The organism is Stutzerimonas balearica DSM 6083, assembly GCF_000818015.1.
GTDB lineage: Bacteria > Pseudomonadota > Gammaproteobacteria > Pseudomonadales > Pseudomonadaceae > Stutzerimonas > Stutzerimonas balearica.
In genome coordinates this window covers 4,221,498-4,240,746 of the sequence record NZ_CP007511.1, presented here as the reverse complement: position 1 = coordinate 4,240,746, position 19,249 = coordinate 4,221,498, and the positions used below count along the sequence as shown (strand labels likewise).

Annotated in this window: 16 protein-coding genes; 7 read left to right on the top strand and 9 right to left on the bottom strand. The window is 62.2% G+C overall.

The window, feature by feature from the left end; genetic code table 11:
- The first annotated feature begins 7 nt into the window (after nt 1-7).
- From CL52_RS19640 to CL52_RS19625, 5 genes are all read left to right on the top strand, one after another.
- Nucleotides 8-2,104 carry a type VI secretion system Vgr family protein gene (locus tag CL52_RS19640; RefSeq protein WP_043222651.1) on the top strand — a complete coding sequence of 699 codons (2,097 nt, stop codon included), beginning with the start codon at nt 8-10 and terminating at the stop codon, nt 2,102-2,104.
- Nucleotides 2,101-2,949, top strand: coding sequence for a DUF4123 domain-containing protein (locus CL52_RS19635; protein ID WP_041108933.1), 849 nt, complete (start codon nt 2,101-2,103; stop codon nt 2,947-2,949). Before CL52_RS19640 ends, CL52_RS19635 begins: the two co-directional genes overlap by 4 nt.
- A 14-nt stretch (nt 2,950-2,963) precedes the next feature.
- A complete protein-coding gene (locus CL52_RS19630; protein WP_043222648.1) occupies nt 2,964-6,395 on the top strand; it encodes a T6SS effector BTH_I2691 family protein in 3,432 nt (1,143 codons plus the stop codon).
- Nucleotides 6,396-6,402: 7 nt separating this feature from the next.
- Nucleotides 6,403-7,176: a hypothetical protein gene (locus CL52_RS20915; RefSeq protein ID WP_074519937.1), complete on the top strand. Its 774-nt coding sequence runs from the start codon at nt 6,403-6,405 to the stop codon at nt 7,174-7,176.
- Nucleotides 7,177-7,277: 101 nt separating this feature from the next.
- A complete protein-coding gene (locus tag CL52_RS19625; RefSeq protein WP_200290423.1) occupies nt 7,278-8,033 on the top strand; it encodes a hypothetical protein in 756 nt (251 codons plus the stop codon).
- Between the two features lie 721 nt (nt 8,034-8,754).
- On the opposite strand, the gene CL52_RS19620 is transcribed toward CL52_RS19625, so the two are convergent.
- From CL52_RS19620 to CL52_RS19595, 6 genes are all read right to left on the bottom strand, one after another.
- Nucleotides 8,755-10,710: a DUF7844 domain-containing protein gene (locus CL52_RS19620; protein WP_043222640.1), complete on the bottom strand. Its 1,956-nt coding sequence runs from the start codon at nt 10,708-10,710 to the stop codon at nt 8,755-8,757.
- Nucleotides 10,707-11,027 (bottom strand): DUF2388 domain-containing protein, encoded by a 321-nt coding sequence (locus CL52_RS19615; protein WP_041109397.1) that lies wholly within the window; start codon nt 11,025-11,027, stop codon nt 10,707-10,709. Before CL52_RS19615 ends, CL52_RS19620 begins: the two co-directional genes overlap by 4 nt.
- Before the next feature lie 41 nt (nt 11,028-11,068).
- On the bottom strand, nt 11,069-11,365 hold the full coding sequence (locus CL52_RS19610) for a DUF2388 domain-containing protein (RefSeq protein ID WP_041109399.1): 297 nt from the start codon (nt 11,363-11,365) through the stop codon (nt 11,069-11,071).
- A 94-nt stretch (nt 11,366-11,459) separates the two neighbouring features.
- Nucleotides 11,460-11,777 (bottom strand): DUF2388 domain-containing protein, encoded by a 318-nt coding sequence (locus CL52_RS19605; RefSeq protein ID WP_041109401.1) that lies wholly within the window; start codon nt 11,775-11,777, stop codon nt 11,460-11,462.
- A gap of 89 nt (nt 11,778-11,866) precedes the next feature.
- A complete protein-coding gene (locus CL52_RS19600; protein WP_043222637.1) occupies nt 11,867-12,076 on the bottom strand; it encodes a DUF1127 domain-containing protein in 210 nt (69 codons plus the stop codon).
- A gap of 169 nt (nt 12,077-12,245) precedes the next feature.
- Entirely contained in the window at nt 12,246-13,235 is a 990-nt protein-coding gene (locus tag CL52_RS19595; protein ID WP_043222634.1) for a YeiH family protein, read from the bottom strand.
- 95 nt (nt 13,236-13,330) lie between these two features.
- Between CL52_RS19595 and CL52_RS19590 the strand changes: the two genes are divergently transcribed.
- On the top strand, nt 13,331-14,218 hold the full coding sequence (locus tag CL52_RS19590; RefSeq protein ID WP_041109407.1) for a LysR family transcriptional regulator: 888 nt from the start codon (nt 13,331-13,333) through the stop codon (nt 14,216-14,218).
- 62 nt (nt 14,219-14,280) lie between these two features.
- On the opposite strand, the gene CL52_RS19585 is transcribed toward CL52_RS19590, so the two are convergent.
- Genes CL52_RS19585 through CL52_RS19575 form a run of 3 tightly spaced genes read right to left on the bottom strand, consistent with a single transcriptional unit; the run spans nt 14,281 to nt 17,172 of the window.
- Nucleotides 14,281-15,717 carry an NAD(P)(+) transhydrogenase (Re/Si-specific) subunit beta gene (locus tag CL52_RS19585; protein ID WP_043222632.1) on the bottom strand — a complete coding sequence of 479 codons (1,437 nt, stop codon included), beginning with the start codon at nt 15,715-15,717 and terminating at the stop codon, nt 14,281-14,283.
- Between the two features lie 3 nt (nt 15,718-15,720).
- Nucleotides 15,721-16,038, bottom strand: a complete 318-nt coding sequence (locus CL52_RS19580) for an NAD(P) transhydrogenase subunit alpha part 2 (protein WP_003284152.1) — start codon at nt 16,036-16,038, stop codon at nt 15,721-15,723.
- A 12-nt stretch (nt 16,039-16,050) separates the two neighbouring features.
- A complete protein-coding gene (locus tag CL52_RS19575; RefSeq protein WP_043222630.1) occupies nt 16,051-17,172 on the bottom strand; it encodes a Re/Si-specific NAD(P)(+) transhydrogenase subunit alpha in 1,122 nt (373 codons plus the stop codon).
- Between the two features lie 521 nt (nt 17,173-17,693).
- Here CL52_RS19575 and gspE point away from each other — a divergent pair.
- A complete protein-coding gene (gspE, locus tag CL52_RS19570; protein WP_043222628.1) occupies nt 17,694-19,208 on the top strand; it encodes a type II secretion system ATPase GspE in 1,515 nt (504 codons plus the stop codon).
- Nucleotides 19,209-19,249 lie beyond the last annotated feature (41 nt).

The window sequence follows — 19,249 nt, the reverse complement described above, 5'->3', positions numbered from 1 at the left end:
GTCGCCTATGTTCAACCCGGCCAACCACCCCCATTTCAGCCTGCAGCTGCCTGTCGCGCATGACCTGCAGGTGCTCGAATTCCGCGGCCGCGAGGCGCTCTCCACGCCCTTCGCCTTTGAGGTCGAACTGGTCAGCGAACGCCCCGACCTGGAGCTGGAGTCGCTGCTGCACCAACCGGCGTTTCTCGCCTTCGCCCCAGACGGGGCCGGCATTCACGGCCTGGTCCATCGCATCGCCCAGGGCGAGTCCGGCCAACGCCTGACCCGCTATCGCCTGACGCTGGTGCCGCAGCTCGCCTACCTCGCCCACTGCAGCAACCAGCGCATCTTCCAGCACCTGACCGTGCCGCAGATCGTCGCCCGGGTGCTCGAGGAGCACGGCATCCTCGCCGGCGTCGGCCATCGCTTCGACCTCGGCCCGGTGGTCTATCCCGAACGCGAGTACTGCGTGCAGTACGACGAGAGCGACTTGCATTTCATCCAACGCCTCTGTGAAGAAGAAGGCATTCACTACCATTTCCAGCACAGCCCGGACGGCCATGTGCTGGTGTTTGGCGACGACCAGACGGTGTTCCCCACGCTGGCGCCAGTGGCCTATCAGCAGGATTCCGGGCTGGTCGCCGATCAGCCGGTCGTCAAGCGCTTCGGCCTGCGCCTGGAGACTCGCACCAGCCGCGTGACCCGTCGGGATTACGACTTCGAGAAACCGCGCCTGACGATGGAGGCGGCGTTTCAGAGTGACTTCCAGCCGGACCTGGAGGACTACGACTACCCCGGCCGCTTCGTCGACCGCAGCCGCGGCAAGCACCTGGCCCAACGGGCGCTGGAAAGGCACCGCCACGACTACGAACGGGCCGAGGGCGAGAGCGATCAGCCCTCGCTGGTCAGCGGTCACTTCCTCGAGCTGACCGAGCATCCGAGGGCCGACTGGAACCAGCTCTGGCTGCTGGACGAGGTGCTCCACGAAGGCAAGCAGCCGCAGGTGCTGGAGGAATCGATCACCAGCGCGCCCAACTTGCACAGTCCAACCCCCTCGCCCCGCCGGGGAGAGGGCTGGGGTGAGGGGACCCTGGCCGCCACCGAATTCCACCAGGGTTACCGCAACCACTTCACCGCCACGCCCTGGACCGTTCCCTACCGCCCGGCCCTGCGCCATCCGAAACCCAAGGCCCTCGGCAGCCAGACCGCCGTCGTCACCGGACCTGCCGGCGAAGAGATCCACTGCGACGAGTACGGCCGGGTAAAGGTCCAGTTCCACTGGGACCGCGAGGGCCAGGCCGACGACAAGACCAGCTGCTGGCTGCGCGTCTCCTCCAGCTGGGCCGGCGACCGCTACGGCGGCATCGCCATCCCGCGGGTCGGCATGGAAGTACTGGTGACCTTCCTCGAAGGTGATCCCGATCAACCGCTGGTGACCGGCTGCCTGTATCACGCCGAGCACGTCGTGCCCTACGAGCTGCCGGCGAACAAGACCCGCACCGTGTTCAAAACGCTGAGCTCACCCGGCGGTGGCGGCTACAACGAACTGCGCATCGAAGACCGTAAGGGCCAAGAGCAGATCTACCTCCACGCCCAGCGCGACTGGGACGAGAACATCGAGCACGACCAGAAGATCCGCGTCGGCCACGAACGCCACGACACCGTGGAAGCCAACAGCTACAGCGAATTCAAGGCCGAAGAACACCGCACCACCCACGCCGACCGCAAGACCGAAGTCCGCGCCAACGACCACCTCACCATCAGTAACAGCCAGCACCTGAAGATCGGCGCCGGGCAATTCGTCGAAGCCGGCAACGAGATTCACCTCTCAAGCGGCCTCAAAGTCGTCCTTGAAGCGGGCAGCGAACTGACCTTCAAGGCCGCGGGCAGCTTTATCAAGCTGGATGCAGGCGGCATCACGATGGTCGGGCCGCTGATCAAGATGAACTCAGGAGGGAGCCCGGGAAAAGGATCGGGCGCGGCGCCGGTATTGCCGGGCGAGGTGAAGGCTGCGGATGCAGACAAGGCCGGAGAAGTGCTTGTACCTGCTCAGCGACAAGCGCTGTTACGCGCCACACCGCGCTGTGAAGTTTGCGAACAGGCTAAACAGGAGGCCAAAGCATGAGCCGAGACTTCCTGCTCCTAGACGGCGTGCTTCGTCAGGACGCGCTGCGGTGGCTTTATGGGGCCGGCGAGCCTATCGAGGTCATTCCACTCTACAACGGCACCCGCTGGGACGGCGTCAAAGAACTCGGTCCAATTCTGGTTGGGCTGGACAGCCATTCGTCCTTGCTGGGTGAATGGCGAAGCAGCCTCAACCTTCAGCGCCAGGCCAGCAAACTACAAAGTTCGGCAACGCTGAACGATGTCGCCGATCACCTGAGCCAGTTCATTACCATTACGGACAATTTAGGCAGCTACAGCCTCTTCCGTTTCGCTGATCCGCTGGTGAGCTCGTACTGGCTGGGCAGCTATTCCCCATCTGCTTATGAAAGCCTTCTGGGCCCCATAAGCGAATGGCTCGTAGCCTTACCCCCGCCTAACTGGGCTCCCTCGCAGTCCGGCGAATGGCAGTCCTATCGCCCACAGACCAACAGCCACAAATTGAAGGGCAAGCTCAACCATCTCGCCGATGATCAGGTTCAGGCACTCGAACAGGCCTATCGGCGCAGCTTCAAGGAGCGGCTATACGGTTGGTTGATCGAAGATTACCCCCAAACCCTCTCAAGCCTCGGCGAACAGGAGCGAGGCCAATGGTTGGAACAACGCTTGTTCGATGCCGAAGCCTGGGGGTTGGTCAGCGAGCGGAGCATCGCGATCTGGCTCGAGCGCTGCGCCTGCTGGGGCGACGACTTCGCTACGCGCTCCGATAGCCCTTACCAGGCGTGGTTAGCCAGGACACCAGGAGTCCAGAACCTAGCGCCAGAACAGCGTATCCAGGCCCTGGATGAAGACTGCCTTGCCGGCTAAAGGAACGGATTTCCATGAGCGCGACGACCTCGGACAAAACCCTGCAACAAGCCAAACGCAATCAGGCCTTTGAAAACAAGCCGGCTACTGCGAATGGTCAGTGCCCGCTGAAAGCGGGTGAAATTGCCATCCACCCTGTTCGCTATGCGATAGACGAGTCACCAGCTCGCGGCAGCGCCCAAGGCCCAAACCCGTTACCCAACGGCTGGAGCGCCGGCCATCTACCGAAGCTCAAGACGCGCAGCTATACCCTGCGCCAACTCCGAGATGGCTGGCTGTACGTGTGGGATGAAACGGATCGCACGCTTCACGAGTACCAGGTTGAGGGCCACCAATTCACTCGCCACAAGTGGGGCAGTGCGCAACTGGGCGAGGATGAACGAAACAACCCTGGTGACAGCAAACCTTACCTGCTGTATCCGAAACGCAGCCGCCTGCTGATCGCTTACTCTCCCGTGCAGTGGACCTGGCGTCTATGCGAAAAAATGCGCAGCAACCCCCAGGAGCAAAAGCGCTGGATGCGCGCATTGAACCTGCCGCAATACTGCACCCAGATGCAGGCAGCACATGCCGCGCCTATCCGCGAAATAGGCAGCGCGGTCGCCGATATCCTGGCAGGAGGAGAAGCTCCGACCTTCAAGAGCTGCCTGGTGGCGGCGAACAAAGACGATTCGTCCCGCCCCTGCAAGCAGCCAATCGACCAGGCCCTCATACTCGGCAGCGTACCCGATCAGGACAGCGCCCTCTTCGTTGCCCTGGACGATCCCATGGCCATCGTCGATGACCTGGCCATGAATCTGCAGGGCCGCTGGCTGGAACTGGCAGCAGCAGACAAACAGCACGCTAACAAGATCAATAGCGCCACGCTCATTCAGGGGATTTGCGGTGTCAAACTGGACCCCTTCATCCCCAAGTCGGTGCTAGCCAACCCGAGCCGCAAACAAGCTTTCATCAAGGATGCTCACAATCTGCTCGATAGCGAAGCGCAGCTACTCAATCACAGCGGCAGTGACGCGACCCTGACACTCAAATCGCTGCAAGTGCAGCGGGCTCAACAGCAATTTCGCACGAATTGGGGCAACCCACCCTCGGGGCCTAAATGGCGCGCACTGGTAGAAGAATGGCAGCAGAAAAAGACCTGGCGCGAGGACGTTCGCTTCGATGAGGCCTGGAGTTATCTGCAAGAGCGCTCCGATGAAACGGAGCGTCTCAATGCCCACATCCAACGCAGCGAAAGCGACCTGCTCGCCTGGCTGAAAAGCCTCAGCCCGAAAGCGGAAGAGGTTTTCTACGACCCCTGCCACCCGCAGCAATCGACCGATCTGCTGGACACCATGGCCAACCTGTACGAGCAATTGGGCGCGAGCGACACGGGCAAGCAATGGCTCTGCGAGCAGTACGGCGAACCCACTACGCTGGCAGGCCTGGCGCTGTTCAATTTCAGCGCCGAGCTTTCCGCGTTGATCGACAAGATCTCCGCCAATTTCACCACCTACGGCGCCATCGACAACCAGGGACGTCAGGCCGACGGCAGCGGCCAAGCCCACGGCGGGCTCTCCGACACCACCAGCGAAGTCAGCCGTGCCAACGAGGTGAAATCGGTACTCGACTTGCCGAGCGTACAAGCCAGCAACCTGTACAAGAACCTTTCCGAACCCGGCAAGCGTGCTTTCGAAACCCTGCGCAACGTAGTGGGGCAAAAAGCCAAGGACAGCTGGAACCTGATGGCCTTTGTTCTGCTGCCTGCGTTGAGCACGAAATTTGCCCCGAAGGTTCGAATCTTTGCCTTCAGCGTCACTCAGGTCTTGGTCTCCACGGAAATCTCCACGCAGACGCGTTTGATTCTGGATTCCGAGTTCGCGAAGAAGAACCGTCAATGGCAGATACAGGTTGCCCAGCTCGAGAAGAACATCAAGGGCCTGCAACGCACTCTTGCTCTACCCGGCAAAGGCCCCGACAAACGCTCGGCCCGCATACAGTTGCTCGAGCTGGAACAAAAGCGTGGGACGCTGAACCTGCAAAGGCCTAACGAGGTAATCGGTAGCGTCGTCACCGAAACCAGGATCACCAAGGTACAAACCCGCCAAGTGAACGTGTGGCTCGCGACACTGGGCCAGTCAGAGCTGCTCGATCAATTGCAGCTCAAAGCAAAGAGCGCGACAGGCTACGCAGCCCGCAGCCGTCAGTGGATCAATCAGGAGCTTGGCGGCAGCTTGCCCGTACTGGTTGCAGGGCTGAATGTCTGGAACTTCATCAATAGCCTGGACAAGGCACGCAATGACGGCATTTTCAGTGCGGATGAGCTGCGCACGGTCGGAGCCAATGCCGCCTACACCGCCAACGCATTGATGGCGCTCTGGACGGTACCAGCGTGGAACAAATGGGCAAGCCTAAAGGCCGTAGTGAACGAAAAGACCGTTCAACTTGCTCAGGTTGGAGTAAAAGCTTGGGGCATTAACACTCAATATAGAAGCCTCGCACGAAGTCTCGCTCTTCGTACTGCAGGCATGGCCGCATTCGGCGCTATCGCTGCGGGGGTGGAGGCCTGGCAGGTTTCCAAAGATATCGATAAGGCCACAAGTGCTGGAGAAACTTACGCACTGCGTACGAAGCAGATCACTCTAGGCCTTATGTCAGTTGTCGCAGGCGTCCAGCTCGTTGGCAGTGCGTTGGGGTTCTGGTTCGGCTTTGCCTGGGTCATGTCCAATCCGGCGACCATCATCATCGCGTTACTTGGCGTGATCTACCTGATCGCCAGCATGGTCGCCAACCAATACAAACGCGAAGGTCTGCGGCTCTGGCTGTATCGCAGCAGTTGGGGCAAATCCCCCACCTGGACGCACAGCGACGAGCATCATAAGGAGGAACTGCGCACCCTGAAGGAAATCTGCCTGCGCCCCAGCCTGGCGGCTCGCGCCTCCACCTTGCCTTACTATGGACGTGGCCCACGCATCTATACCGGTTTCTGGCTACAGCTCCTGCTACCGTCCGAACTGGCGGGAGCAAGCGTAAAACTACAACCGGCCATGGTCGACAGCGGCTGGTTCTCCGACAGCCTGATGCAAGGCATGGCAGACAAGTTCTACGACCAGTTCCTCGAAGGCCACTGGGCGCCCATCGAACAATTTGGTCAGCCGCCCGCACAGCGCCCCAATGGGCCACTGCCTGGTGACACCCTCTACCCCGATGGAACACAGCACCGCCTCTGGCAAACCTGGATTGCTTACCAGCGTCCCCCCGTGCTGGAGCTGGAAGTTCGCTACCCGGAGCAGGTTCTGGAAAGCACCAACGGCCAAGGCTATATGTTTCGCGTGGATATAGGCACCTCGTCCTCCGAGGCGGATCTGAAAAGCGATGCGTTCAGCAAGGAACCCAATAGCGATATGGTTCTCTCTTCACAAAGCACCCGCTGGCTCTCCTTGCAGGTACCACATACGAGTAAATGATTTATTTATGAGCAGTCCATTCAGAAAATTCTTACAGGCTCTCCCCTGGAACCAGCCCATCGAGCTTCCAGCAAACCACCAGTGGAAGCACGCCAACCAACGTGCCTTACTGGAATGGAGGATCAAAGCTCGACCTTACAACACAACCGTCGCCAATGGGATGTTTATCTTCCTATTATGCACAACTCTGATATTTAGTTACTTTTTACTCTATAAGAACGCAAACTTCGCGCTAATTGAAACCACATTTATTGCAGTGCCGGGTTTTTTTCTTTTCTTCTTGGCTTTATATGGCACAACACATCAAAAAACAAAATTCGCTTATCGCCTGACCGAAATAGGCATAGAAGTCTGCGAGTGGAAAGCACCAGGTAAAGGCTGGATGATCGCCTTGAAATGGCTGACGGTTATTGCCGCTATCGCCGTTCTATTCATTGTCGCACTTGACCCATCGGCCTTTTGGGTAGCACTCGCCGGGCCTGGCGGCATGGGCTTGCTTTATCTAGGCCTGGCTAACTCAAAGCAATTCCAAGAAATGCACAGCCTATATAGACACAATGTATTTACCTGGAATGAAATAAAGCACATCTACATAGATAAATCACGTCATCTAATCAGCTTGGAATATGAATGGCTCAACGAAAGTTTCAACAAGACACTACCGTGGTGGACATATATTTTCTGTCACAAAAAAGATTTTGAAACCACTACTGAAACCATACTTTCAAAAAACACAGGAACTCCCCACGCACGCGAAAAAGTAGAGGTCTTACAATTCTAAAAATATAAATTCAATGCCGACATGGCGCCATGTTTACAGAGCGCGCAGCTGCTCCCTTGCAAGTACCACGCGCGAGCAAATAATTGCCTATGAACAGCACCTTGAACAAACTTATCCAGGCTCTTCCTTGGAACCAGCCCATCAAACTTCCAGACCACCACAACTGGAAGTGCGCCAATCAAAACGCACTGTTAGAATGGGAAATCAAGGCAAGGCCTTATAACACAACAGTTGCCAATGGCATGTTTTGGTTCATGATGAGCATAGCCTTAGGCGCCTGCTATTTAATGTTTTTCAAGAACGACAACTCTCCTTTGATTGAAAAGCTGTCCTGGAGCGCAATATTTCTTTCTGTTTTCTTTTTGGCTCTATATGGCACAACTCATCAAAAAACAAAATTTGCTTATCGCCTGACCGAAACAGGGATAGAGGTCTGCGAGTGGAAAGCGCCAGGTAAAGGCTGGTTGATCGCCTTGAAATGGCTGACGGTTATTGCCTCTATCGCCGTTATATTCGTTGTTGCACTTGATCCATCGGCCTTTTGGGTGGCACTCGCTGGGCCTGGTGGTATGGGGCTGCTTTATCTGGGGCTGGCTAACTCCAGCAAATTCCAAGAAATGCACACCGAGTATCATCATCGTGACCATGAGTGGGAAAGGTATAAAAAAATCTCTATCCATACAGGTCGCCCAGTCATAGGGCTGCAGTTCGATTACTTCAACACACATCTCCAAACTATGGACAAAGGCATTCTGTTCTTATTCTGCAGAAAGCAACAGTTAGCAACCGCTCTACGAGAACTATCTCGAAAGCGACCTGATCTGAAACCGATCAATGAACCATTTGACATCTACTAATGTACTCTGGTCGTGACTGCAGCAGAGGCAGAACGGAATTTACAAAGGTACGAATACTCCATCTGGGCAAGCGCCAAAAGCGAGTAATGATTGCTTTTTGGCAGGACCTTTAACAAATTTACCCGGGATCTCCTTGGAACCAGCTAATTAGGCTTTTAGACTACTATCAGTGGGGCACGCAAATAAAGATAAAATGTTTGAATGGAGAGTTAAGGCAAGGCCTTATATGTGGTCGCGAATGGTATCTTTTGGTGCATGATGGTCGTCGCGCTAGGTGCCTGTTATTTTTATGTTTTTCAAGAGCGCCAGGTCCTTTATTCGAAAAGTTATCTTGGGATGCATTATTTATAGCTGTTATCTTTTTTGCATCAGTATGCGGGTTGGCCGTTTATGTTTTCTCGGGCAAGCGAAATTTCGAGTAACACGTTAGTCTCATCCGGAAACGGCTAAAAGGGATGCCCCTGAAAGAAGAAGTACTTTAGTGCTGCAATGCTAGTTTCCGAATTCAAAACTTCTGTTTTTTTTCTTCACGCACTCGCGATCATCCTTTGCAGCCGCCAAATACTAGGGGCGCTGGTTTATAGAATCTTCCGCCTCCGCTGAATGCAGAGATTGGTTGGTCGTTGGCCTCAACTCGTCACCCGGCGGCCCGGCGATACGATTGATCGATCCGGCGCGTGGGCCTGATATGGAGGTGTAAGCAGGCATCGGCAGATCGGCCTTACGGCAACTCCAACCCACCCCCAGCCTTGTGCAACCTACGCAGACGCTCGCCGATCTGGGCCAGGTTCACTTCGATCGCTTCGAGTTCCTCGCGTCGCTCATCGCCCAGCAGCAGGCGGACTTCCCGGTCGAGTTCTTCGCTCAGTTCGTTCAGCCGTAGCTGGCGTTCCTCGCTCTCGCGTTCCAGTCGGGTCCATTCGCTGGGCTGGGGCAGGCCGTAGCCATTGCCGTCGAGCAGTTCGGCCGGGCGGCTGAGGTAGCCGCTGCTGGCGAGGATTTCCTTCAGGGCGCTGTCGGCTCGCTCCAGGCTGGCGTCCTGACCACGCCCGCTAAGGTAGCGATTTTTCAGCTCGTCCTGAGCCAGCAGCAGGTGGCGGCGCAGGGCGGCCTGTTCCACCAGCAGCATCGCGGCCGCGGCCCGCAGGTCGGCTGAGTCGATCCAGCGGCTGCGTTCGCGTGCCGGCAGGTCCAGCCATTGTTCGACGTCCTGCTGCGTTAGCGCCAGGCGCTCGCGCAGCACGGCGAACATGGCCTGGTAGCGATCGCGGTAGGAGTCGAAGCGATAACCCAGGCGCAAGGCTTCGCGAGGATCTTCAAGCACGCTGGCGTCAGCAAGGCCGCGATGGATCAGCAGCTCCAGCAGTCCGTTGGGCAGGATGCTGTCCAGTGCGACCAGCTCGCTACGTGCCGTGCCGCTGCGCAGCAGCTTGAGCGTTTCCACCGCGCAATTGTTCGACAGGAAGTAGTAGTCGCCGTCATAGCTCCAGTGCAGTTCGGCGCTACGCGCGACGAGCTGGGCGATCTGCTTGCGGGTGAGCTTCAGCGGCACCGAGGCCAGGCCGCGCAGCTCGACCTTGGTGTATTCCTCGATGACTTGATCCAGCGGCAGAACGAACAGGCGTGATGGATAGACGCCAGTCAGCCCGTCCCAGCTCGACAGCTGCACATCGTCGACAAAGGCGCGGAACGACAGGACCAGGTGCTGATCCAGGTCCAGCCGGCACTCCGGGCCGGGCACGCGCCCGGGCTTGCAAATCACCAGGCGCAGCATGCTGTGGCCCCAGCGGCTGACCCAGGCATCGTTGGCCTCGGCGAACAGGTAGTCGACTTGATAGACCCGCTCCGGGTCCAGGCGCAGTAGCGGCGTGCGGCCGAAGTCGCGGCCGGCATTGAGGATCGGATAGCCCGTCTCGCAGGGCTGGGCTGTTACCGGTTGCCAGCCGAAGTGCTTGCGGAAATAGCCATGCAGCGACGGGCGGCGGCAGGCATAGCTGGGGTCGAGCAGGAAGTATTCGAGATTTACCGCGACGAACTCGCGCGGGTTGCTCAGCTCGTAGCGGTCGGGGCTGCGGGCGATTTGCGCGTTGGTCTGTTCTCGCGCGCCGCGCCGGCCGACCTGCTGGGGCCAGCCGGCGAGGTCGAGCAGGCGAGGGTCGTCGCTCAGGGTAAAGCGGCGTGCGGTCTGGCCCCGGCAGCCGTCCCGCAACCCGACCAGGCCGAGGCCTGCGGCCTGCTGGCGACAGCGGGCCTGCTCCAGCGCCTGGTCGGCAGGCCAGAGGCGGGCGCGGTCATAGAGGTGGGCAATTTCGTGAATGACGGTGGCCAGCAATTCCTGGCGTACCGTGCCATGCGGACGGGCGGTGGCCTGGTGCGCCGCGCTGCCGTCGGCGAGTGACGGCAGCAGGCGTCGATTGAGTTCCAGCACATCCGGCCCGGCGCGGCCATAAGTTGCGGAGGGGAGGCCATCGAGCCAGCGCACCTGCACCTGGCGGTCGAGGCTGGCGACCAGTCGCGGCGGCAGGGCGGATGCGGCTTCGTCCAGCAGTGCCGTGCTGGCGCTGCGTTCGGTCGGCCGCAGATCGGTTTCGTCGAGAATCAGCCGCAGCCCAGCCTGGGTAGCGTTGCTGGCGAGCGCCAGCAGGCTGACCAGCAGCCAGGCGCAGCGTCGTTTCACAGGGCGAGAATGGCTTCGGCCAGCTGCAGGTCGCTGGCCTCACGCGCTTCGGCGAAGCGCTCGCGCAGGCTACCGAAGGCCGCCTCCAGCTGGGCGCCACGAACCGCGCCGGCGCTGGCGACAAAGCTTGCGGCGTCGTCACGGGCTTCGCTGACCACCTTCATGTCGCGAATCGAGGTCGTGGTATCGGAGGTGAAGTCGATGCTGCGGTCCAGCGCTTTCACCACGATGTTGCTGGTGGCCACCAGGGTCTGGGCCTGGGCGGCACCAGCGAGAAGGGCAATGGCCAGCGGGGCGGCTATCAGGAGTCGGTTCATGTCGATGATTCTCGGAGTTGGCGCCGGCCTCGGCCGGCGGGTCATTGGACGAGTATGGCCTGGGCCAGTTCCAGATCGCTGGCGTCCAGCTCAGGATGGGCGTGGCGTAGCTCGCGGATGGCGGCCTGCAGGCGTACACCGAGTCGTTGGCCGTTGCTGGCAACGAAGCTGGCGGCGTCTTCGCGGGCGGCGAGTATGAGCTTTCGGTCGAACGGGGCGCTGGTCAGGCGGCTGCTGACATAGCTGGTCTTGACCAGGGCGCCGGTGGTGGTTTCCAGCGCCTGGGCCGGGCCGGCCAGCAGGCAGGCCAAGGCAACGGGCAGGTAAAGCGATCGCATGGTACTTCCGGTACGGATTAATCCGGTCGCAAAGGCTAGCGAAACCCGACGGCCCCGGCCAGCCTAAGGGCTGCGACCGCGGCGATCATGCGGCTCAACGGGCGAGGATTGCCTCGGCCAGTTCCAGATCGCTGCCGGTGAGCGCCGGCGCCTGGCTGCGGATATGCACGAGGGCCGCCTCCAGCCGGGCGCCGCGTTGCTCGCCCTGGCTGGCGACGAAGCGTGCTGCGTCCTCGCGCGCCTCGACCACCAGCTTGTCGTCACGTAGCGAGGACGTCATGTCGGAAGTCGCGTCCACGGTGTTGGTCACGCCGCCGACCACCATGTCGGTGGTGCCGGTGAAACTGGCCGCCGAGGCGGTACCGGCGGTCAGCAGGGTAGTGGCAAGCAGTAGGGGCAGGTGGCGTGGCATGGCGGTTCTCCTGTCTGGTTCGGCTCTGGACAGCCGGAGCGCCTCGGCGTTCCGTTACCGGAAGATTAGTTCCGCCCACGCGAGCCGAGCTAGCGCCAGAACGGCTTGTCCAGCTCGGCACTGCGCTCGCTGCGACTGATGCCGATATCGGCGAGCTGACGATCGTCCAGCTGCGCGAGTTGGCGCCGGGTACGCAGGCGCTGCCGCCAGAGGCGCAACAGCGGCAGCAGGTGCAGGCGGGCGCGCAAGCCAGTGGCGGGGCGAGCAAGCGTCTGCAGGCGGATGATGGCGCGCTCCATGGGGCGCTCCTTTCCCTCTTCGCAAGGGGGCTGTAGGGGGTCTACAGCTTCGCGCCTGCCACTGTTACGCAACAGTCACAGGGTCGTGCGCTTGTACCGGTACAGTGTCGTCAGAACGGCAAACTGTGCTGCTCTGGGCGTCGCCAACTGTGCCGCCGGTGGATGATCGTCAGCCGCCTAGCAGGCCGCGGACCGACAGCAGCCCGCCCCCGGTCAGCAGCAGGAACAGGCCGAGGGCGAGGAGAAATGGCCGCAACCCCAACGCAGCCAGCCGTTCAAGGCGGGTTTCATAGCCAAGTGCGGCCATGGCCATGGTCATACCCAGCTGGCCGATGACGATAAGCGCGCTGTGCAGCTGGGGAGGCAGCTGGACGAGGCTGTTGAACAGCACCATGCCGAGAAAGCCCAGGGCGAACCAGGGAATCGTCAGCCGGCCCGGCTCGCCGCCCGTGTCTCGCGCAGCCCACCAGCGGCCTACGATCAGCAGGAACGGTACCAGCAGCATCACCCGGACGAGCTTGACGATCACCGCAGCATCGAGCGCGGCCGGGCCGACCGCATCGCCAGCTGCGACGACCTGCGCCACCTCGTGCACGGTGGCGCCGATATAGATGCCGAACAGCCCCTCGTCGAGCCCGGTCAACGGGTAGAGCAGGGGATAGACCAGCATCGCCAGGCTGCCGAACAGCACCACCGTGGCCACTGCCATGGCGGTCGAAGCGGGCCGTGCGCGAATGGTCGCCTCGGTGGCGAGCACGGCGGCCGCGCCGCAGATCGCGCTGCCGGCACAGGTTAGCAGTGCCGTTTCGCGATCGAGCCCGAGCAGGCGGGTGCCGACCTGGTAACCGATCAGCATTACCGCTGCGACTACCAGCGCATCGAGCAGCAGGATGCGCGGGCCCAGGGCGGTGATCTGCTGCCAGGTCAGCGACAGGCCGAACAGCACGATGCCGCCGCGCAGCAGCCAGCGCGTGGAGAATTGCAGGCCCGCACGTGCACGGGTGGCCAGGGCGGTGCCGCCGGGCAGGTTGCCGGCGACGAAACCGAGCAACAGGGCGCAGACCAGCGGGCTGATGCCCAGGTCGTGGACGCCGGGCAGCTGGGTCAGGATGTAACCGGCGCCGGTCAGCGCCGCGCAGAGGATGAGGCCTTGCCACATGGTTGCTTGCTCCTGCTTGTGGTTCGCGCAGGCTAGGGGCAAGGTAGCGTCTTGTAAAAATGGTTATAACGATATAACTCAACGGAAAAACCGACATGCATCCCGCCGTCAGCTTTCGTCAATTGCAGGTCTTTGTGGCCGTCGCCCGCGGAGGCAGCCTGGCCGCCGCGGCGGACCGGCTGAACCTGTCGCAATCGGCGAGCAGCGGTTCGCTGGCCGAACTGGAGCGGCGCCTGGAGGTGCCGCTGTTCGATCGTTTCGGCAAGCGCCTGCAGCTCAGTGAGGCTGGGCGCCGGCTGCTGCCGCGTGCCGAGCGGTTGTTGGACGAGCTGGAGGCCTTCGTCGAAGCGGCACGCGAGCCCGATGGCGCACTGCACGGCGAGCTGACGCTGGTGGCCAGTGCGACCATCGGCACGCACCTGGTGCCCTCGCTGGTCGGGCGCTTCACCGAGCGCTATCCCGGTGCGGAGGTGACCACGCGGCTGCGCAACACGGGGGAAGTCATTGCCGACCTGCTGCATCTGGAGGCTGATCTCGGCCTGATCGAAGGTCCGTGCAACGACCCTCGGCTGAGTGCAGAGGTTTGGCGCGAGGATCGCATGCTGATCGTCTGCGCCCCGCAACATCGGTTGGCTGCGCGCGGCTACCTGAGCGACGAGGACCTTGCCGGCGAAGCCTGGATCCTGCGTGAACCGGGCTCCGGCTCGCGGGCGGTATTCGAGGCGGCTGCCCGGATGCGCACGCCACGGTTGCGGGTACGCATGGCGTTGAACCAGCATGAGGCGATCAAGCAGGCGGTGCGTGCGGGGCTCGGCCTGGGCTGCCTGTCGCAACTGTGCGTTGCCGAAGAGATCGCGCGCGGCGAACTGGTGGCATTGGCCAGCGACCTGCCGCTGAGTCGCAGCTTCTCGCTGGTCTGGCATCCGCAGCGCTACCGCAGCCCGCTGTGGCAGGCCTTCAAGGTATTTCTCGGCGAAGCCTGAGCGGACAAAAAGAAACCCCTCGCGGCGGCGCCGGGAGGGGTTTGCTGGCGCGGCCGGGCGGCTTAGTCCACGGCCTTGACCATATCCTCGACCACCTTCTTGGCGTCGCCGAAGACCATCATGGTCTTGTCCATGTAGAACAGCTCGTTGTCCAGGCCCGCATAGCCGCTGGCCATGGAGCGCTTGTTGACGATGACCGTCTTGGCCTTGTACGCCTCGAGGATCGGCATGCCGGCGATCGGCGACTTCGGGTCGGTCTTCGCCGCCGGGTTGACCACGTCGTTGGCGCCGAGCACCAGCACCACGTCGGCCTGGCCGAATTCGGAGTTGATGTCCTCCATCTCGAAGACCTGCTCGTAGGGCACCTCGGCTTCGGCCAGCAGCACGTTCATGTGCCCCGGCATGCGCCCGGCGACCGGGTGGATCGCGTACTTCACGGTCACGCCCATGTGCGTCAGCTTCTCGGCCAGCTCCATCAGCGCGTGCTGCGCGCGGGCCACCGCCAGGCCGTAGCCGGGCACGATGATCACGGTGTCGGCGTTGGTCAGCAGGAAGGCGGCGTCGTCGGCCGAGCCGGACTTCACGTTGCGCTCCTGCTGCGCGCCCGCCGGGCCGCCGGCATCGGCGTCGGCACCGAAGCCGCCGAGGATGACGTTGAAGAACGAGCGGTTCATTGCCTTGCACATGATGTACGAGAGGATCGCGCCGCTCGAGCCCACCAGCGAGCCGGCGATGATCAGCATCGAGTTGTTCAGCGAGAAGCCGATACCGGCTGCTGCCCAGCCCGAGTAGCTGTTGAGCATCGACACCACCACCGGCATGTCCGCACCGCCGATGGGGATGATGATCAGCACGCCGATGACGAAGGCCAGCGCCACCAGCAGGGCGAAGGCACTGAGGTTGCCGGTGAAGGTGAAGATCAGGCCGAGCGCGACGATCGCCAGGCCCACGGCCAGGTTGACCATGTGCTGGCCCTTGAACACCACCGGGGCGCCCTGGAACAGGCGGAACTTGTACTTGCCCGACAGCTTGCCGAAGGCGATCACCGAGCCGGAGAAGGTGATGGCACCGATGGCCGCGCCGAGGAACAGCTCCAGGCGGTTACCCACCGGAATCGCGTAGCCGATCTGCTCGACGATGCCCAGCGACTGCGGCTCGACCACCGCGGCGATGGCGATGAACACCGCGGCCAGGCCGATCATGCTGTGCATGAAGGCGACCAGTTCGGGCATCTTGGTCATCTCGACGCGCTTGGCCATGATCGAACCGGCGGTGCCGCCGATCAGCAGGCCGACGATCACGTAGCCGATGCCGGTGACCGCCAGCTCGCTGCCGAGCTTGAAGATCAGCGCCACGGTGGTGAGCACGGCAATCGCCATGCCGATCATGCCGAACAGGTTGCCGCGGCGTGACGTGGTGGGGTGGGACAGGCCCTTCAGCGCCTGGATGAAGCACACCGAGGCGATGAGGTAGAGCAGGGTAATCAGGTTCATGCTCATGGCTTACTTGCCCTCCGCCTTGGCTGCGCTGCGGTCCTTCTTCTTGAACATTTCCAGCATGCGGCGGGTGACCAGGAAGCCGCCGAACACGTTGACTGCGGCCAGCGCCACGGCCAGCGTGCCCATGGCCTTGCCCAGCGGGGTGACGGTGAGCGCGGCGGCGAGCATGGCGCCGACGATGACGATCGCCGAGATCGCGTTGGTGACCGCCATCAGCGGGGTGTGCAGGGCCGGGGTGACGTTCCAGACCACGTGGTAGCCGACGTAGATGGCCAGCACGAAGATGATCAGGTTGTAGATGCCGTCGGAAATCAGATCCATGTCGGGGCTCCCTTAAGCGTTGGTCCGCACGACCTGGCCGTCGCGGCACATCAGGCACGCGGCGACGATGTCGTCGTCGAGATCGAGGTGGAACTGGCCGTCCTTGTCGATGACCAGCTTGAGGAAGTCGAGCAGGTTGCGCGCATAGAGCGCCGACGCATCGGCCGGCACCAGCGCCGCCAGGTTGCTGTAGCCGACGAGGGTCACGCCATGCTTGACCACCACCTGGTCGGCTTCGGTGAGCGGGCAGTTGCCGCCCTGGGCTGCGGCCAGGTCGATGACCACCGAGCCCGGCTTCATCTCCGCCACCGTGGCCTCGTGCAGCAGGGTCGGCGCCTTGCGCCCGGGGATCAGCGCAGTGGTGATGACGATATCGGCCTGCTTGGCACGCTCGTGCACCGCCTTGGCCTGGCGCTCCATCCACGAGGCCGGCATCGGCCGCGCGTAGCCGCCGACGCCTTCGGCGCACTCACGCTCCTCGTCGGTCTCGCAGGGCACATCGACGAACTTGGCGCCGAGCGACTCGACCTGTTCCTTCACCGCCGGGCGTACGTCCGAGGCTTCGATCACCGCGCCCAGGCGCTTGGCCGTGGCGATGGCCTGCAGCCCGGCGACACCGGCGCCGAGGATCAGCACGCGCGCGGCCTTAACGGTACCGGCGGCGGTCATCAGCATCGGCATGAAGCGCGGGTAATGGTTGGCCGCCAGCATCACCGCCTTGTAGCCGGCGATGTTGGCCTGCGAGGACAGCACATCGAGGCTCTGCGCCCGCGAGGTACGCGGCGCGGCTTCGAGGGCAAAGGCGACGATGCCGCGTTCGGCCATGCGCGCGATGTTGGCGTTGTCGAAGGGGTTGAGCATGCCGACCAGCACGCTGCCCGGCTGCATCAGGGCCAGCTCCGCTTCGTCCGGCGCGGCGACCTTCAGCACCAGCTCGGCGCCGAGCGCCGCGGCGGCATCGCCGATGGCTGCACCTGCCGCCTCGTAGGCGCTGTCCGGCACGCTGGCCTGCGCACCGGCACCGCTCTGCACCGTGACCCGGTGCCCTTGGCCGATCAGCTTCTTGATGGTCTCCGGGGTCGCGGCGACGCGCGTCTCCCCGGGATGGGTTTCGAGAGGTACACCGATGTGCATTGTTGTTGTTCTCCTGCGTGATCCGACCCAGCCCGCTCGCGCCAGGCGATGCAAGCTGGTGTTTTGTCCGGCCACTACGTTGGCGGCCGGTTTTTCTGATCCGATGAACAAGTGCCGCAGGCCCCTGAAGGCATGCGGCGGCCTGGCATTCTGCAAGCGCCAAAAAAATCAAACAACTGTTTTAATGCTGAATACTTCCCTGGCGGATGGTCAAAACGTGACTGGGATGGGCTCTTTCGGTCTGTAGCCCGCATCATTGCTGGGCTACAGACGAGCAGCCCTGGCGCGCGACTTTTTGTCCGGCCGGATCATGAATGACGCGGCATCAACCGGCTATTCGTCTGGCGAAGGTGGCAGGTTCGACCTTGGTGCCGGTCCGGATGTTCGCCGTTTCGCCTGAAAGGTGGGGAAAAAAGTCGCAACGCATGAAATGTCATGCAGTCCTTGTAGTCAAACCACTCTGAAATGCCGTCCGGCAACTGGCCGATGGCGCGGATGCAGTGCAGCCAGGAGCGACATGCATGGCCGAAACGGACGCCGATCTCCTTTCTCCCCTGCTGGACGAGCCGGCACAGCGAAGGCTGCCCTTCGCCTTCGCTCGCCGGCATGGGGTGATCGTGCTCGATCGGGAAGACCCGCCGCGGCTGGGCCTGCGCCAAGGGGCGGCGCTGACCGCGGTACAGGAGGCACAGCGGGTGCTCGGGCGGCGCCTGCCGGTGACCTGGCTGGCACCGGAGGCGTTCGACCAGGCCCTCGGCGCGGCCTATCAGCACGATTCTTCCGCGGCGATGCTGATGGTCGAGGGCATCGGCAACGACCTCGACCTGCACAGCCTGGCCGATCAGATTCCAGAGACCGAGGACCTGCTTGAGCAGGAGGATGACGCGCCGATCATCCGCCTGATCAACGCCATCCTCGGCGAAGCCATCGCCGAGAACGCCTCGGATATCCATATCGAAACCTTCGAAAAGCGCCTGGTGATCCGCTTCCGCGTCGACGGCATTCTGCGCGAGGTGGTCCAGCCCAAGCGCGAGCTGGCCGCGCTGCTGGTCTCGCGGATCAAGGTCATGGCGCGCCTCGACATCGCCGAGAAGCGTATCCCGCAGGACGGGCGCATCTCGCTCAGGGTCGGCGGCCGCGAGGTGGACATCCGCGTGTCCACGCTGCCCTCGGCCAACGGCGAACGCGTGGTGCTGCGTCTGCTCGACAAGCAGGCCGGACGCCTGACCTTGCGCCACCTGGGCATGAGCGCACAGGACCGGCGCCTGCTCGAACAGACGGTGAAGAAGCCGCACGGCATCATCCTCGTCACCGGCCCGACCGGTTCAGGCAAGACCACCACGCTGTATGCCGCGCTGACCACGCTCAACGACCGCACGCGCAACATCCTCACCGTCGAGGACCCGATCGAATACAACCTCGAGGGCATCGGCCAGACCCAGGTCAACACCAAGGTCGACATGACCTTTGCCCGCGGCCTGCGCGCGATTCTGCGCCAGGACCCGGACGTGGTGATGGTCGGCGAGATCCGCGACCAGGAAACCGCCGACATGGCGGTACAGGCCTCGCTGACCGGCCACCTGGTGCTCTCCACGCTGCATACCAACAGTGCCATCGGTGCGGTCACGCGGCTGGTCGACATGGGCGTCGAGCCGTTCCTGATCGCCTCGTCGCTGCTCGCCGTGCTCGCCCAGCGTCTGGTGCGGGTGCTTTGCGACGACTGCAAGCGGCCCTACGTCGCCGACCCCGCCGAATGCGCGCTGGTTGGCGCCGATCCGGCCACGCCGCCCACGCTCTATCACGCCGAGGGCTGCGAGGTGTGCCGCAATCTCGGCTACCGCGGGCGCACCGGCATCTACGAACTGGTGGTCTTCGACGACCGCCTGCGCAGCATGGTGCACACCCGCGCCAGCGAGCAGGACATGCTCCGCCACGCCCGCGAGCTCGGCCCGGGCATCCGCGAGGACGGCATGCGCAAGGTGCGCGAAGGTGTGACGACCATCGAGGAAGTGCTGCGGGTGACGCGTGAGGAATGAGTGGATGAGCGCTTGCCCGAGCCAGGCAAGCAGCGCCGCGC

What these genes read in the sequence shown, in the direction of transcription:
- CL52_RS19640 (WP_043222651.1), top strand. Translation starts at nt 8, where the DNA reads ATGTTCAACCCGGCCAACCACCCCCATTTCAGCCTGCAGCTGCCTGTC.
- CL52_RS19635 (WP_041108933.1), top strand. Translation starts at nt 2,101, where the DNA reads ATGAGCCGAGACTTCCTGCTCCTAGACGGCGTGCTTCGTCAGGACGCG.
- CL52_RS19630 (WP_043222648.1), top strand. Translation starts at nt 2,964, where the DNA reads ATGAGCGCGACGACCTCGGACAAAACCCTGCAACAAGCCAAACGCAAT.
- CL52_RS20915 (WP_074519937.1), top strand. Translation starts at nt 6,403, where the DNA reads ATGAGCAGTCCATTCAGAAAATTCTTACAGGCTCTCCCCTGGAACCAG.
- CL52_RS19615 (WP_041109397.1), bottom strand. Translation starts at nt 11,027, where the DNA reads ATGAACCGACTCCTGATAGCCGCCCCGCTGGCCATTGCCCTTCTCGCT.
- CL52_RS19610 (WP_041109399.1), bottom strand. Translation starts at nt 11,365, where the DNA reads ATGCGATCGCTTTACCTGCCCGTTGCCTTGGCCTGCCTGCTGGCCGGC.
- CL52_RS19605 (WP_041109401.1), bottom strand. Translation starts at nt 11,777, where the DNA reads ATGCCACGCCACCTGCCCCTACTGCTTGCCACTACCCTGCTGACCGCC.
- CL52_RS19600 (WP_043222637.1), bottom strand. Translation starts at nt 12,076, where the DNA reads ATGGAGCGCGCCATCATCCGCCTGCAGACGCTTGCTCGCCCCGCCACT.
- CL52_RS19595 (WP_043222634.1), bottom strand. Translation starts at nt 13,235, where the DNA reads ATGTGGCAAGGCCTCATCCTCTGCGCGGCGCTGACCGGCGCCGGTTAC.
- CL52_RS19590 (WP_041109407.1), top strand. Translation starts at nt 13,331, where the DNA reads ATGCATCCCGCCGTCAGCTTTCGTCAATTGCAGGTCTTTGTGGCCGTC.
- CL52_RS19585 (WP_043222632.1), bottom strand. Translation starts at nt 15,717, where the DNA reads ATGAGCATGAACCTGATTACCCTGCTCTACCTCATCGCCTCGGTGTGC.
- CL52_RS19580 (WP_003284152.1), bottom strand. Translation starts at nt 16,038, where the DNA reads ATGGATCTGATTTCCGACGGCATCTACAACCTGATCATCTTCGTGCTG.
- CL52_RS19575 (WP_043222630.1), bottom strand. Translation starts at nt 17,172, where the DNA reads ATGCACATCGGTGTACCTCTCGAAACCCATCCCGGGGAGACGCGCGTC.
- gspE (WP_043222628.1), top strand. Translation starts at nt 17,694, where the DNA reads ATGGCCGAAACGGACGCCGATCTCCTTTCTCCCCTGCTGGACGAGCCG.